We start from the raw sequence: 13,228 nt of genomic DNA, 5'->3' as shown, positions 1-13,228 counted from the left end.
GATGGCTTGGGGCCGTCACACCCCCAAGGATAGACGGCAATTGCAAGGACTCAGCTCAATATGGAGATGGTCCCGAGGTATTTCAAGGCGCGCGGCAGATTGTCGCAATCGAGGCTGTCCAACCAGTATAAATCAGCCCAACTGCGCAGCCAGGTGAACTGGCGCTTCGCCAATTGGCGCGTGGCAATGATTCCACGCTCCTGCATCTCGGCTTGCGTCAGCTTGCCATCCAGGTAATCCCAGACTTGTCGATAACCTACTGCACGTATAGACGGCAACCCGGAATGCAAGTCACCTCTATCTCGCAGGGCTACGACCTCGTCGACGAATCCCTGTTCCAACATATTTGTGAATCTTTGTTTAATGCGCTCGTGCAGTACCTGGCGATTTGCCGGAGCGATGGCCAAGTTCGCGACAGTATAGGGCAATTGTTGCAGTCCCGAAGCGGCTGCTTCAGTACTTTGCGCAGATTGTCGCAAGCGTAGCTCAGTCATGCTCTGGCCGCTGACGCGATAAACTTCCAGTGCACGACTAAGGCGCTGCGGATCGTTCGGGTGAATTCGCGCCGCGGATTGCGGATCAATCACCGCCAATTGATCGTGCAGGGCTTGCCAGCCAAGGCGTGCAGCCTCTTCTTCGATTTGCGCACGAACGTCCGCATCGGCCGCCGGCATGTCGGCCAGACCTTCGAGCAAAGCCTTGTAATAGAGCATTGTGCCGCCCACCAGCAGCGGAATATTGCCCCGCGCGGTGATCTCGCCCATGGCTTGCAACGCATCGCGACGGAAATCCGCGGCGGAATAACTCTCGGCCGGGTCGAGAATGTCGATCAGACGATGCGGGAATTCGGCCAGGATCTCTTTGGAGGGTTTGGCGGTGCCGATGTCCATGCCGCGATAAACCAGCGCCGAATCGACACTGATCAGCTCGCAGGGCAGGACCTTGGTGAGTTCGATGGCCAGGTCGGTCTTGCCGGCGGCCGTCGGCCCCATCAGGAAAATCGCGGGAGGGAACTGGCTCATCAACGACCGCGCAAGAACAGTTTGTCCAGATCGTCCAGGCCCAGTTGGGTCCAGGTCGGTCGGCCATGGTTACATTGACCGCTGCGCTCGGTGTTTTCCATGTCCCGCAGCAGGCCGTTCATTTCCGGCAAGGCCAGGCGCCGATTCGCGCGAATCGCGCCGTGGCAGGCCATGGTGCCGAGCAGTTCGTTCAGGTGCGCCTGAATCCGGTCGCTGGTGCCGTATTCCATCAAATCCGCCAGCACATCGCTAACCAGTCGGTTGGCCTCGGCCTGTTTCAGCAACGCAGGGATTTGCCGGATGGCCAGGGTTTCCGGGCCAAGGCGCTGCAATTCAAAACCCAGACGCTGGAACCAGGCGACGTTTTCTTCGGCGCAGTCGGCTTCGCGCTGGCTGACCGCCAGGGATTCCGGCACCAGCAATGGCTGACCGCTCAACCCCTCGCTGGCCATGGCGACTTTCAGCCGTTCGTACATGATCCGCTCATGGGCGGCATGCATGTCTACCAGCACCAGGCCTTGGGCGTTTTCCGAAAGAATGTAGATGCCCTTGAGCTGCGCCAGTGCATAGCCCAGCGGCGGAATGTCATCTTGCCCGGCCGGCAGCGCGACCGCATTGGCCTCGGGCAACGGCGCGAAAAACTCGCGATAGGCCGCCTGGGCTTCGGCGACGGGCACGCCGGACTGAGGTCGCGGCGTGTATTGATACTGATAACCGGCACCGGCGCCAGAGCCCGCCGAAGTATTGAAGGACGGCTGGGCCTGAGGCTGCTCCAGCAGCGCATTGGCCGCCAGACGCATCTCGCCCTGCGGGCCGAACTCGCCGGCTTCGATACCGGTTGGCCGGACCATGGCTGTCGCGACAGGCGCGGCCAACTGGTCTTCCGGCCGCACATCACCCAAGGCGCGATGCAAAGTGCCGTAAAGGAAGTCGTGAACCATGCGCCCGTCACGGAAGCGTACTTCGTGCTTGGTCGGGTGCACGTTGACGTCGACGCCCGCCGGATCGACTTCGAAAAACAGCACGAATGTCGGGTGCCGACCGTTGAACAATACGTCGCGATAAGCCTGGCGCACTGCGTGCGCCACCAGTTTGTCGCGCACGGCACGGCCATTCACAAAGAAATACTGCAAATCCGCCTGGCTGCGGTTGAAGGTCGGCAACCCGACCCAACCCCACAAATGCAGGCCATTGCGTTCGATTTCGATCGGCAGCGCCTGCTCCAGAAAGCCCGCCCCGCAGATCGCCGCCACACGCCGGGCGCGGGCCGCGTCATCATGGGCTTCGTGCAGGCTGAGGATGGTTTTGCCGTTATGGCGCAGATGGAACGCCACATCGAACCGCGCCAGCGCCAGACGCTTGATCACTTCTTGCAGGTGATCGAATTCGGTTTTTTCGGTCTTGAGAAACTTGCGGCGCGCCGGGGTATTGAAGAACAAATCGCGCACTTCCACCGAAGTGCCCACCGGATGAGCCGCTGGTTGCACGCGAGCCGCCATGTCCCGGCCTTCGGTTTCCACCTGCCAGGCTTGATCGGCGTCGCGAGTGCGGGAAGTCAGGGTCAGACGCGCCACGGAACTGATGGAGGCCAGCGCCTCACCACGAAACCCCAGGCTCATGACCTGTTCGAGGTCTTCCAGGTTGCGAATCTTGCTGGTGGCGTGACGGGCCAGGGCCAAAGGCAGGTCATCGGCGGAAATGCCACTGCCATCGTCGCGCACCCGCAGCAGCTTGACACCGCCCTGCTCCACATCGACATCGATGCGTTTGGCGCCGGAGTCGAGGCTGTTTTCCAGCAACTCCTTGATCACCGAGGCCGGGCGCTCAACCACTTCACCAGCGGCAATCTGGTTCGCCAGCCGTGGACTGAGTAGCTCGATACGCGCCGTGTTGGTCAGCACCTGGTTCATTCTTTGGCCGCCAGTTCAGTGCCTGGAATGGTCAACGTCTGACCAATCTTCAGCTCGTCACTTTGCAAGTTGTTGGCACTGCGCAAGGTGGCCGCAGACACCTGATAACGCACGGCGATCATCGCCAGGGTTTCACCGGGGCTCACGCGATGGTCACGTGGGCCTTGGGCGATCTTGCCGGAATCGCGCAGCCAGGCAATGTAGGTGCCCGGCGGCGGGTTCTGCTGGAAGAATTGCCGCACGCCGCTGCTGATGGAGCGCGCCAGCGCCTGCTGGTGGCTCGATGCCGCGAGTTTCGAGGCTTCGTTGGCGTTGGAGATGAACCCGGTTTCCACCAGGATCGACGGGATGTCCGGCGACTTCAGCACCATGAACCCGGCTTGCTCGACACGTTGTTTGTGCAGCGGCGTGACGCGACCGATGTTGCTCAAGACTTTCTGGCCAACGTTCAGACTGGATGTCAGGGAAGCGGTCATCGACAGGTCGAGCAGCACGCCGGCGAGCATCCGGTCCTTGTCGTCGAGGCTGACGTTGCCGGCACCGCCGATCAAGTCGGAACGGTTTTCGCTGTCGGCCAGCCAACGGGCGGTCTCCGACGTAGCGCCGCGGTCAGACAGGGCAAACACCGACGCACCGAACGCTGCGGCTGACGGCGCGGCGTCGGCGTGGATCGAAACGAACAGGTCGGCGCCCTTCTTGCGGGCGATTTCGGTACGGCCGCGCAATGGAATGAAGTAGTCGCCGGTACGGGTCAGTTCGGCGCGGAAACCTTTCATGCCATTGACCTGACGCTGCAGTTCACGGGCGATGGCCAGCACCACGTCTTTCTCACGCTGACCGCGAGAGCCCGAGGCGCCCGGGTCTTCGCCGCCGTGACCGGCATCGATCACCACGATAATGTCGCGCTTGCCAGCCGGTGCGGGTGGCAGCTTGATCGAAGGCTCGGACGGCGTGACGGGTACGGCGGGTACCGTGGCCACAGACGGTGTTGGCGCAGGCGGTGGCGCGGCATCGGCCGCGTTGTCGAACAGGTCGACTACCAGGCGATTGCCGTACTGGGCGTTCGGCGCCAAGGTGAAGCTTTTCGGCGTGACGGCTTTTTTCAGGTCGATGACCACCCGCAAATCGGTCGGCGTACGCTGTGCCGAACGCATTGCCGTGATCGGCGTGTTGGCCGTGGAGACGTTCAGCGGCGAGCCGAGCGTCGCGCCATTGATGTCGATTACCAGCCGATCCGGTGCGGTCAGGGTAAAGACGCTGTGCTGGACAGGCCCCGTCAGGTCGAACACCAGTCGAGTGTTATCCGGCGCCCGCCAAAGGCGAACACTGTTGACCTTCGTCTCGGCCACAGCGTCGACGGTCACCGCCAAAAACAACACCCCTACGGCAGCAACCAACGCGCGAAAGCGCATACCTAACCCCATCATTTATTTGGATTCCAATGCCAAAACGGCACACCACGACTCGCCACGCGAGCCTTGGGGCAAAATTCTCAGCGAACGCCCGCTGTCTTGCGGGCTAATGGTAATGGTCAGGTCGGGCTTTGGCAAAAAGCCTGCACCCTTCTGGGGCCATTCAATAAGACATAATGCGTCGTCATCGAAATAGTCGCGGATGCCGAGGTACTCCAGCTCCTCGGGGTCGACCAATCGATATAAGTCGAAATGGAAGGCGCGGACGGCGCCGATCTCGTAAGGCTCGACCAGGGTAAAGGTCGGACTTTTTACCGCGCCGGTATGCCCCAGGCCACGGATGATGCCCCGGGACAGTGTGGTTTTCCCCGCGCCCAGATCCCCTTCAAGAAAGATCAGACCGTGCCCTCCGGTGGTTTTGGCGATACGTGCGCCAAAATCGCTCATGGCCTGCTCATCAGCCAGGTACAGGGTTACTTCAGACACGGTGCTTGCTCCTCCAACAACTGACGAATGGCTGGAATCAGATCACTGGCCGCCAGCCCGCGGCCTAATTTACCTTGTTGCGCACCGGCATTGGCGTGCAGCCAGACCGCCAGGCAGGCCGCGTCATACGCGTCCAGGCCCTGAGCGAGCAAGGCGCCCACCAGACCGGCCAGCACATCACCCAACCCGGCCGACGCCATGGCCGGATGGCCCTGATGACACAGCGCCAGACGCCCATCGGGGCTGGCAATCAGACTGCCAGCGCCCTTGAGCACTACCACCGCTGTATATTTTTTGCTCAACGCATGGGCCGCGGCCGGGCGGTCAACCTGTACGGCGGCTGTCGATATCCCCAGCAATCGTGCCGCTTCGCCCGGATGCGGTGTGATGACACTACCTGCGGGCAAGCTCACGCCACCTTCGGCCAACAGGTTCAATGCATCGGCATCCCAGACTTGTGGCTGCGACGCGTTGGCCGCTGCCGACAACAGGCTGCGCCCCCAGGCGGCCTGCCCCAGCCCCGGGCCGACGACCAGTACCGTGGCCTTCTCCAGCAAGCCCATCAATTGATTGGCCGACGACGTACCGAGCACCATGGCTTCCGGCAAACGCGCCAGGGCGGCCGGAACGTGCTCGCTGCGGGTGGCCACGGACACCATGCCGGCACCGCTGCGCAGGGCACTTTGTGCACTAAGCAGGATGGCGCCGCCAAAACCGCGATCACCGCCAACGAGCAATACGTGACCAAATTTGCCTTTGTGGGCAGTTGGAGCGCGGCCGGCCAGACGCGGTACATTACCGGCCGTCAGGCGACGCGCACTGATCTCGGCCCCAATAAATGTCTCGGGGGCGACGTGCAGATCGTTGAATACCAAATCGCCCACCACATCCGCCGCGTCACCGGTAAACAGCCCCACCTTCAAACCGATGAACGTCACCGTCAGGTCTGCTCGAACCGCAATGCCGAGCTGGCGACCCGTATCGGCGCACAGCCCCGAGGGGATATCCACCGCCGCAACCGGGAGCCCACTGGCATTGATCGCGGCGATGACGCTGGCGAACGGCTCGCGTACTTCACCGGTCAGGCCGGTGCCGAGCAAGGCATCCAGCACAATGCCGCGCAACTCGGAGTGCGGGGTCCAGCCTTGAATGGCCACGCCTTCGGCCACCGCCTCGGCATGCGCCGACGCGGCATCGCCCTGCAAACGCCCGGGGTCACCGGCGGCCAGCACCCGCACATGCCAGCCGGCACGTCGGGCCAGCACGGCCACCAGATAACCGTCGCCCGCGTTATTGCCATGGCCGGCCACCGCACTCAATTCGTGCCCGGTCGGCCAATGGCGGACCAGCGCACGCCAGGTCGCCCGTGCCGCACGCTGCATCAATTCGAAGCCCGGTGTACCGGCCGCGATCACGCTCGCATCGAGCCCTCGGACTTGCGCGGCGCTATACAGCGCGTCGGGTAATTCATCTTTAGTGTGCGGCATGCGTCTTCAGGCTCCGATGTCTGGCAGAATTATACGCATCTCAGCTCCGGTTTCTCTCGCCTCATGCCCGCTATTACCACAGACCTGCCCGCCCTCGCCCAATCCATCAAGGACTGGGGCCGCGAGCTGGGCTTTCAGCAAGTCGGCATCAGCGGCCTCGATCTGGCCGAGCATGAGCAGCACCTGGAGCGCTGGCTCGCCGCTGGCTATCACGGCGAAATGGATTACATGGGCGCCCATGGCAGCAAACGCTCGCACCCGGAAGAACTGGTGCCGGGCACCCTGCGCGTGGTTTCCCTGCGCATGGACTACCTGCCGGGCGACACGCACATGGCGCAACGGCTGGCCCAACCGGAAAAAGCCTACGTCTCGCGTTATGCCTTGGGCCGCGATTACCACAAATTAATTCGTAAACGCGTGCAACAACTGGCGGAAAAAATCCAGGCAGTGATCGGCCCGTTCGGCTACCGCGCCTTCGTCGACAGCGCCCCGGTGCTGGAAAAGGCCATCGCCGAACAGGCTGGCCTGGGCTGGATCGGCAAAAACACGCTGGTCTTGAATCGCAAGGCCGGCAGTTACTTCTTCCTCAGCGAACTGTTCGTCGACCTGCCGCTGCCGGTGGACCCACCCCACGCCACCGAGCACTGCGGTCGCTGCACGGCCTGCCTGGACATTTGCCCGACCAATGCCTTCGTCGGCCCCTATGTGCTGGACGCCCGTCGCTGCATTTCGTACCTGACCATCGAACTGAAAAGCGCGATTCCTGAAGATTTACGACCGCTGATCGGCAATCGGGTGTTCGGTTGCGATGACTGCCAGATTGTCTGCCCATGGAACCGCTTCGCCCGGCCTTCCGGGGAAAGCGACTTCAAACCCCGGCACAACCTGGACAACGCCGAACTGGCCGAACTGTTCATGTGGGACGAAGAAAAATTCCTCAGCAGCACCGAAGGTTCACCGTTGCGTCGGGCCGGTTACGAGCGTTGGTTGCGCAATCTGGCGGTCGGCCTGGGCAATGCGCCGTCGAGCATTCCGGTGCTGGAAGCGTTGAAGGCACGGCGGGACTATCCGTCGGAACTGGTGCGCGAGCATGTCGAATGGGCGCTAAAACAACACGGGTTTATGTAGTAGCTGCCGAAGACTGCGTTCGGCGCGACTGCGAAGCGAGCCCTTCGGCCTCGAACGCAGCCTTCGGCAGCTGCTACAGGGACTGCGTGTAAATCAGGCTTCGTCGTTATAAACGAACTTGGGCATTTCCCAGTGGAAACGGATCGCCAGCAAGCGCAGCAGGAAGCCGCCGAATAGCGTGATCAGGATCGCCTGTTCACCCGGCAATTGCAGATAGATACAGAATAAATAGCACCACGCCGCAGCAAACGAGACGCTGGCGTAGAGTTCGCGGCGGAAAATCAGCGGGATGTCGTTGCAGAAGATGTCCCGCAGAATGCCACCGAATACCCCGGTGATCACGCCGCTGACCGAGGCCACCAGCATGCCGTGGCCCATTTCCAGGGCGGTCATGCAGCCGATCAGGGTGAAAGCGACCAGGCCCGCGGCGTCGAGCACCAGAAACAGCGAGCGCAGATGGCGCATCCAGCGCGCAGCGAAGACGGTGAACATCGCAGCGATCGACGTCAGCACCAGGTATTCCGGGTGTTTGACCCAGGTCAGCGGGTAATGGCCAAGCAACACGTCGCGCACCGAACCGCCGCCCAACGCCGTGACGCATGCAATCAGTACCACGCCAAACCAGTCCATGCCGCGACGGCCCGCAGACAGGGCGCCAGTCATGGCTTCGGCAGTAATGGCGATCAGGTAGAGCATCAGCAACATGGTGGCGGTCCTTACGAGAAGGCGCGCAGTCTACTCACTTCACCGAAGCACCAAAAGAGGGCGAAGCATTCACACCTGTGGCGAGGGGGCTTGCCCCCGTTGGGTCGCGTAGCGGCCCCAAAACCAGACACCCTGTTCTTCCAGGCGTACCGCGCCGACCGGTTTGCGACTGCTACGCAGCCGAACGGGGCGGTGCGGCGTTCCGACAAGCTCCCTCGCCACAAAAACCTCCCTATGCCCAATCAGAACTTGATGAAATTCTTGCGGTAGTGCTGCAGCTCGGCGATCGATTCGCGGATGTCGTCCAGGGCCAAGTGGGTGCTGCCCTTTTTGAAGCTGTCGCGCACATCCGGTGCCCAACGCGCGGCCAACTCCTTGAGGGTCGACACGTCGAGGTTGCGGTAGTGGAAATAGCTTTCCAGCGACTTCATGTGGGTATAAAGGAAGCGACGGTCCTGGCAGATGCTGTTGCCACAGATCGGCGACTTGCCCTTCGGCACCCATTTCTCCAGGAAGGCGATGGTCTGGGCTTCCGCTTCGGCCATGCTGATGCGGCTGTCGCGAACCCGTTGGGTCAGTCCGGAGCCGCCGTGTTGACGGGTATTCCACTCGTCCATACCGGCGAGGATCTCGTCGCTGTGATGAATGGCGATCACCGGACCTTCAGCCAAGGTGTTCAAATTACTGTCGGTGACGATGGTGGCCATCTCGATGATGACGTCGGTATCAGGGTTCAGCCCGGTCATTTCCAGGTCGATCCAGATCAGGTTCTGCGGGTTCTGCATATGTCGGCTCCTCGGCGTAGGTTCGCAGTTTAGCCTAGGGAGGCGGCCGGGCGTGCTAAACTCGCGACCGTTTTACCTAATCGCTGCATTCTCGATACGGAACACCCATGGCCAAACGCCAACTCAATCGTCGTCAAAACTGGCGCATCGAAAAGATTCAGGGCGAGCGCGCTGCCCGCGCCGCCAAACGCGAGTCCTCGGCTGTCGAGGCACTTGAGGGTGGCGACCTGGGTCCGGAACAGACGGGCCTGGTGATCGCGCACTTCGGTGTACAGGTTGAAGTCGAAGCCCTCGATGGCGAGCTGGCCGGCCAGGTATTCCGCTGCCACTTGCGCGCCAACCTGCCGGCGCTGGTGACCGGCGATCAGGTCGTATGGCGTGCCGGCAACCAGGGCATCGGCGTGATCGTGGCGCAACTGCCGCGCAAAACCGAGCTCTGCCGCCCGGACAGTCGTGGACAGCTCAAGCCGGTGGCGGCCAACGTCGACATGATCGTCATCGTCTTCGCACCGCTGCCAGAGCCTCATGCCAACCTGATCGACCGCTACCTGGTTGCCGCGGAACATGCGGGTATCCGTCCGTTGTTGCTGCTGAACAAATTCGACCTGATCGACGAGCAGAACGCCCCGGCGCTGAATGCCTTGCTGGCGGTTTACCGCACGCTGGGCTACCCGGTGCTGGAAGTGTCGGCGCACCACGGCAACGGCATGGAACAACTTCAAAAACTGTTGGACGGGCACATCAGTGTGTTCGTCGGCCAGTCCGGTGTCGGTAAATCATCTTTGGTCAACAGCCTGTTGCCGGAAGTCGAAACCCGCGTCGGCCCGCTGTCCGAGCTGTCGGGCCAGGGCACCCACACCACCACCACCGCGCGGTTGTTCCACTTCCCCGGTGGCGGTGAGCTGATCGACTCTCCGGGTATCCGCGAGTTCGGCCTGGGTCACGTCAGCCGTGCCGACGTCGAAGCCGGCTTCATCGAGTTCAACGACCTGCTCGGCACCTGCCGCTTCCGCGACTGCAAACACGACCGCGAACCGGGCTGCGCCCTGCTCAAGGCCCTGGAAGATGGCCGCGTGCAGCAGCAACGGATGAACAGCTACCGGTCGATCATCGCCAGCTTGCCTGAAAACAGCTATTAAACAGACGCGCCAGCCGCCCCGACATCAATGGGACGGCTGGCTGCTCGCAGCAGCCTACAAAAACCACCCATCGACTTAAACATCAGATATTTCTGTAGGGCATCCGCACGCCTGTTTGAAGGGTACTTCTCTTTAACCGTAAAGGCCTTGTTCCAGCCCTTCAACTGCATACATTCAAGCCCTCTTCGCATATTAGCGATACTGAGGGACAGCCATGCCAACCTATCACTTGTTCATCGTTCACTCGTGGAACCGTTCAGGCGCCCATTACCGCGAACTCGCCCTCAAGGGACACTTCTGATGCCTGTATTCATCAGCTATCGTCACGCGGATCGCCCCTACGCGATCGCCATCAGCAGCCGTCTGATACAGGCCAACATCAAGACCTACTTCGACGTGCTGGATCCGGAATCCCAGACCACTGACGACATCACCGGGGTCATCACCCGCTACATCAGCGCGAGCACGCATCTGATAGCCGTTGTCTCGGGCAAGACCGTGCCGCCATGGTGGGTACCGTTCGAAATCGGCGAAGCGACAATCAGCAACCGGCGGATTTGCTCATTCCAGACCGAACCGGCGGAACTGCCGCTGTACTTCGATAAATGGCCGAAGCTCAGCACTGACAAGGACCTGGATTTTTTCATTGAGGCCTACCGTGAAGAAGTGGCGACCAAGCGTTCAATGACACTGGATTCAATCAGCGAATCCCTTTGCGGCAGCTACAGACGCAATGCGGAACTGTTCCACGACCAGCTCAAGAGTCGCATCCGACGGGGTTTCTGAGAGGTGCAAAAAAGCCGCGTTCATCGCGGCTTTTTTTGGCCTCAGGAAACCGCTGCCGGCGGTTTCGGTTCGACGCTTTTCAGCCCAGGCTTCTGAAACGGGTACAAGTGCTGGCGCAGGATACCGCCCGGCAAGTCCTTGCCAAAAACCCCGTAGCGCGTCGGCCACTCCTTGGGTGGCAACTTGAAGGTGCCAAACAGCATATCCACCAGCGGCGTATGGATCGCATAGTTCTTGTAGATGTAATCCTTGTGCCGGGCATGATGCCAATGGTGATAGCGCGGCAGGACCAGCACATAATTCAGCCAGCCGCCGTTGATCCGTACATTGGCGTGGGCCAGCACTGCCTGCACCCCGACCAGAATCACGTAGGCGTTCAACGCCTGGGGCGCAAAACCCAGCAGCATCAAAGGCACCAGCACGCCGGTACGGGTGAGCAGAATCTCGATGAAGTGGACACGCGAACCGGCGAGCCAATCCATGTGCGTGCTTGAGTGATGTACGGCATGCATGCGCCATAACCACGGCACGACGTGATACAGCCGATGCAGCCAGTACTGACCGAGGTCAGCCACCAGTACCGCCAGCAAGAACTGCACAACGATCGGCAGGCTTTGTACGCTGGCCTGCAAATCCGCCGACACGGCCCAGCCAGCCATAAAGCTCGACGAGGCAGTGATGAAAATCAGGATGAACTGCACCAGCATATGACTGACAAAAAAGTAGGTCAGGTCAGTTCGCCAGTGCGGACGCAGAATGTTTTGCTCAGGGTCCTTGGAATAGAGTTTTTCCAGGGGGATAAAGACGATGGCCGACACCAGCAGAGCCAGGACGAACCAGTCCAGCCCCAGCGAGTACGGTGTCTGCCCAATCGAGCTGATCTGCACATTGGTGCCGCCGAGAAACACTGCCAGCCCCGAGGCGACAAGTCCGGTAATCCCCAAGCGCTTTCGCTTGTTGAGCAGGATATTCAGGGTGCCCAGGCTGAAAGACAGTACCAGCCCAAGCAATAGCGTGGTGCGCGCAAACTGTTCGTCGTACACCTTGCGCAGTTCGGCGGTGGTCAGCCATTCGGGAAAGAGAAAGCACAATACCGCCAGCAGGCTCAATAGCCCGAGCGTGGCTGAGATGTAGCCACTGACCCGCCCTTCACCAAACTTGAAGGGTGCATTGCCATGCTGCTGAAAATAGGACTTGAGTCTTTCCATTACTGATCTTCCATGATTCCGAAAACAAACTTGCAGTGAGTCGAGTCAGTGCGACGCTGCAGTGACGCAGCCAGAAACAGAAAAGCCACTCATGGTGGCTTTTCTGCAGGTTATTGCTTGGGCGGTACAGCGGGTTTGGGCGGTTCGCCCGGCTTCGGCGCCGGATTATCAAACAGATTCAAACGCTCACGAAGTTCGTGTGCCGGCAGCGGTTCCTTATCCGCCGGCAATGCGTTCGGATCGGCTGGCGGCGCATGCACTTCGCCCGGGCCACCCTGCCCTTGCGTCGGCGCTGGCGCCGGTTCGGCACCTTGTTCACCTTCGATGGCGCGCTGGGCTTTCTTGGTCAGCACCACGATGTCGATCCGGCGGTTGACCGGATTGAACGGGTTCTCCCTGTCGAACAGCGCCGACGAGGCATAACCGACGACTCGCGCGACCTGGGCGTCCGGATAACTGCCGGCGACCAATGCACGACGAGCCGCGTTGGCGCGGTTGGCCGAGAGTTCCCAGTTGCCGAAATCGCCAGTTCCCGAGTACGGCTTGGCATCGGTGTGGCCGCTGATGCTGATTTTGTTCGGCACCGCTTTGATGGTGTCGGCCATGGCCAGCAGAATGTCTTCGAAGTACGGCTTCAGGCGCGCACTGCCGGAGTCGAACATCGGGCGGTTTTCGGCGTCCATGATCTGGATGCGCAAACCGTCCTGGGTGATCTCGAAGAGGATCTGGTCCTTGAATTTCTGCAATTGCGGGTTTTCATTGACCTTGTTCTGCAACTCTTGCAGTAACAACTCCAGGCGTTCCTTCTCGACTTGCTCGGCCATGCCTTCAACCTGCTCGGCGTCGATGGTCACCTTGTCTGGCTGCGGCTGAGATTTCACCTCCGGGTTGAGGGTGTTCTCCGGCGCCAGGGTCGGCGTGCCGCCCAGGTCGATGATGTACGGCGTACCGCTTTCGGAAAACCCGACCGGGTCCTTGAAGTAACCGGCGATGGCGATCTTCTGTTCAGGCGTCGCGGTGGACAGCAGCCACAACACCAGGAAGAACGCCATCATCGCCGTCGCGAAGTCCGCGAAGGCGATTTTCCAGGCGCCCCCGTGATGCCCTCCGGCGATGCGCTTGACGCGCTTGATGATTATCGGCTGGTTATTTTCCATGAC

Annotated in this window: 12 protein-coding genes; 3 read left to right on the top strand and 9 right to left on the bottom strand. The window is 61.0% G+C overall.

The genetic code is table 11. The annotated features are described in order from the left end of the window. Window positions 1-50: 50 nt before the first annotated feature. The 5 genes from miaA to LOY28_RS02515 are packed head-to-tail and all read right to left on the bottom strand — an operon-like array spanning window position 51 to window position 6,317. Window positions 51-1,022 (bottom strand): tRNA (adenosine(37)-N6)-dimethylallyltransferase MiaA, encoded by a 972-nt coding sequence (gene miaA, locus LOY28_RS02535; RefSeq protein WP_258613015.1) that lies wholly within the window; start codon window positions 1,020-1,022, stop codon window positions 51-53. Further along, window positions 1,022-2,932: a DNA mismatch repair endonuclease MutL gene (gene mutL / locus LOY28_RS02530; protein ID WP_018928503.1), complete on the bottom strand. Its 1,911-nt coding sequence runs from the start codon at window positions 2,930-2,932 to the stop codon at window positions 1,022-1,024. The genes miaA and mutL overlap by 1 nt, the downstream gene beginning before the upstream one ends. Continuing rightward, the gene (locus LOY28_RS02525) at window positions 2,929-4,359 is read right to left on the bottom strand and encodes an N-acetylmuramoyl-L-alanine amidase (protein ID WP_019582199.1); all 1,431 of its coding nucleotides are present in this window, start codon (window positions 4,357-4,359) and stop codon (window positions 2,929-2,931) included. Before LOY28_RS02525 ends, mutL begins: the two co-directional genes overlap by 4 nt. Next, window positions 4,360-4,830, bottom strand: a complete 471-nt coding sequence (tsaE, locus tag LOY28_RS02520; protein WP_018928505.1) for a tRNA (adenosine(37)-N6)-threonylcarbamoyltransferase complex ATPase subunit type 1 TsaE — start codon at window positions 4,828-4,830, stop codon at window positions 4,360-4,362. Then, window positions 4,818-6,317: an NAD(P)H-hydrate dehydratase gene (locus LOY28_RS02515; protein ID WP_258613014.1), complete on the bottom strand. Its 1,500-nt coding sequence runs from the start codon at window positions 6,315-6,317 to the stop codon at window positions 4,818-4,820. The genes tsaE and LOY28_RS02515 overlap by 13 nt, the downstream gene beginning before the upstream one ends. A gap of 63 nt (window positions 6,318-6,380) precedes the next feature. Between LOY28_RS02515 and queG the strand changes: the two genes are divergently transcribed. Then, window positions 6,381-7,445 carry a tRNA epoxyqueuosine(34) reductase QueG gene (gene queG / locus LOY28_RS02510; RefSeq protein WP_258613013.1) on the top strand — a complete coding sequence of 355 codons (1,065 nt, stop codon included), beginning with the start codon at window positions 6,381-6,383 and terminating at the stop codon, window positions 7,443-7,445. A 93-nt stretch (window positions 7,446-7,538) separates the two neighbouring features. On the opposite strand, the gene LOY28_RS02505 is transcribed toward queG, so the two are convergent. Beyond that, window positions 7,539-8,150, bottom strand: a complete 612-nt coding sequence (locus LOY28_RS02505) for a trimeric intracellular cation channel family protein (RefSeq protein WP_086944083.1) — start codon at window positions 8,148-8,150, stop codon at window positions 7,539-7,541. A gap of 242 nt (window positions 8,151-8,392) precedes the next feature. Continuing rightward, on the bottom strand, window positions 8,393-8,935 hold the full coding sequence (gene orn / locus LOY28_RS02500) for an oligoribonuclease (protein ID WP_018928509.1): 543 nt from the start codon (window positions 8,933-8,935) through the stop codon (window positions 8,393-8,395). A gap of 107 nt (window positions 8,936-9,042) precedes the next feature. Between orn and rsgA the strand changes: the two genes are divergently transcribed. Together rsgA and LOY28_RS02490 are read left to right on the top strand one after the other, a co-directional pair. Next, the gene (gene rsgA / locus LOY28_RS02495; protein ID WP_018928510.1) at window positions 9,043-10,074 is read left to right on the top strand and encodes a small ribosomal subunit biogenesis GTPase RsgA; all 1,032 of its coding nucleotides are present in this window, start codon (window positions 9,043-9,045) and stop codon (window positions 10,072-10,074) included. A gap of 300 nt (window positions 10,075-10,374) precedes the next feature. Further along, window positions 10,375-10,860, top strand: coding sequence for a toll/interleukin-1 receptor domain-containing protein (locus LOY28_RS02490; protein ID WP_086944084.1), 486 nt, complete (start codon window positions 10,375-10,377; stop codon window positions 10,858-10,860). Window positions 10,861-10,901: 41 nt separating this feature from the next. Here LOY28_RS02490 and LOY28_RS02485 read toward each other — a convergent pair whose 3' ends face one another. Together LOY28_RS02485 and motB are read right to left on the bottom strand one after the other, a co-directional pair. Next, on the bottom strand, window positions 10,902-12,068 hold the full coding sequence (locus tag LOY28_RS02485; protein WP_064616010.1) for a sterol desaturase family protein: 1,167 nt from the start codon (window positions 12,066-12,068) through the stop codon (window positions 10,902-10,904). Between the two features lie 110 nt (window positions 12,069-12,178). Then, complete coding sequence (gene motB / locus LOY28_RS02480; RefSeq protein ID WP_018928514.1) at window positions 12,179-13,225, bottom strand: flagellar motor protein MotB; 1,047 nt, start codon at window positions 13,223-13,225, stop codon at window positions 12,179-12,181. Window positions 13,226-13,228 lie beyond the last annotated feature (3 nt).

Source organism: Pseudomonas sp. B21-017 (genome assembly GCF_024749245.1).
Classification (GTDB): domain Bacteria; phylum Pseudomonadota; class Gammaproteobacteria; order Pseudomonadales; family Pseudomonadaceae; genus Aquipseudomonas.
Note: the sequence above shows the minus strand (reverse complement) of the source record. Positions and strands in the feature narration are given on the sequence as shown.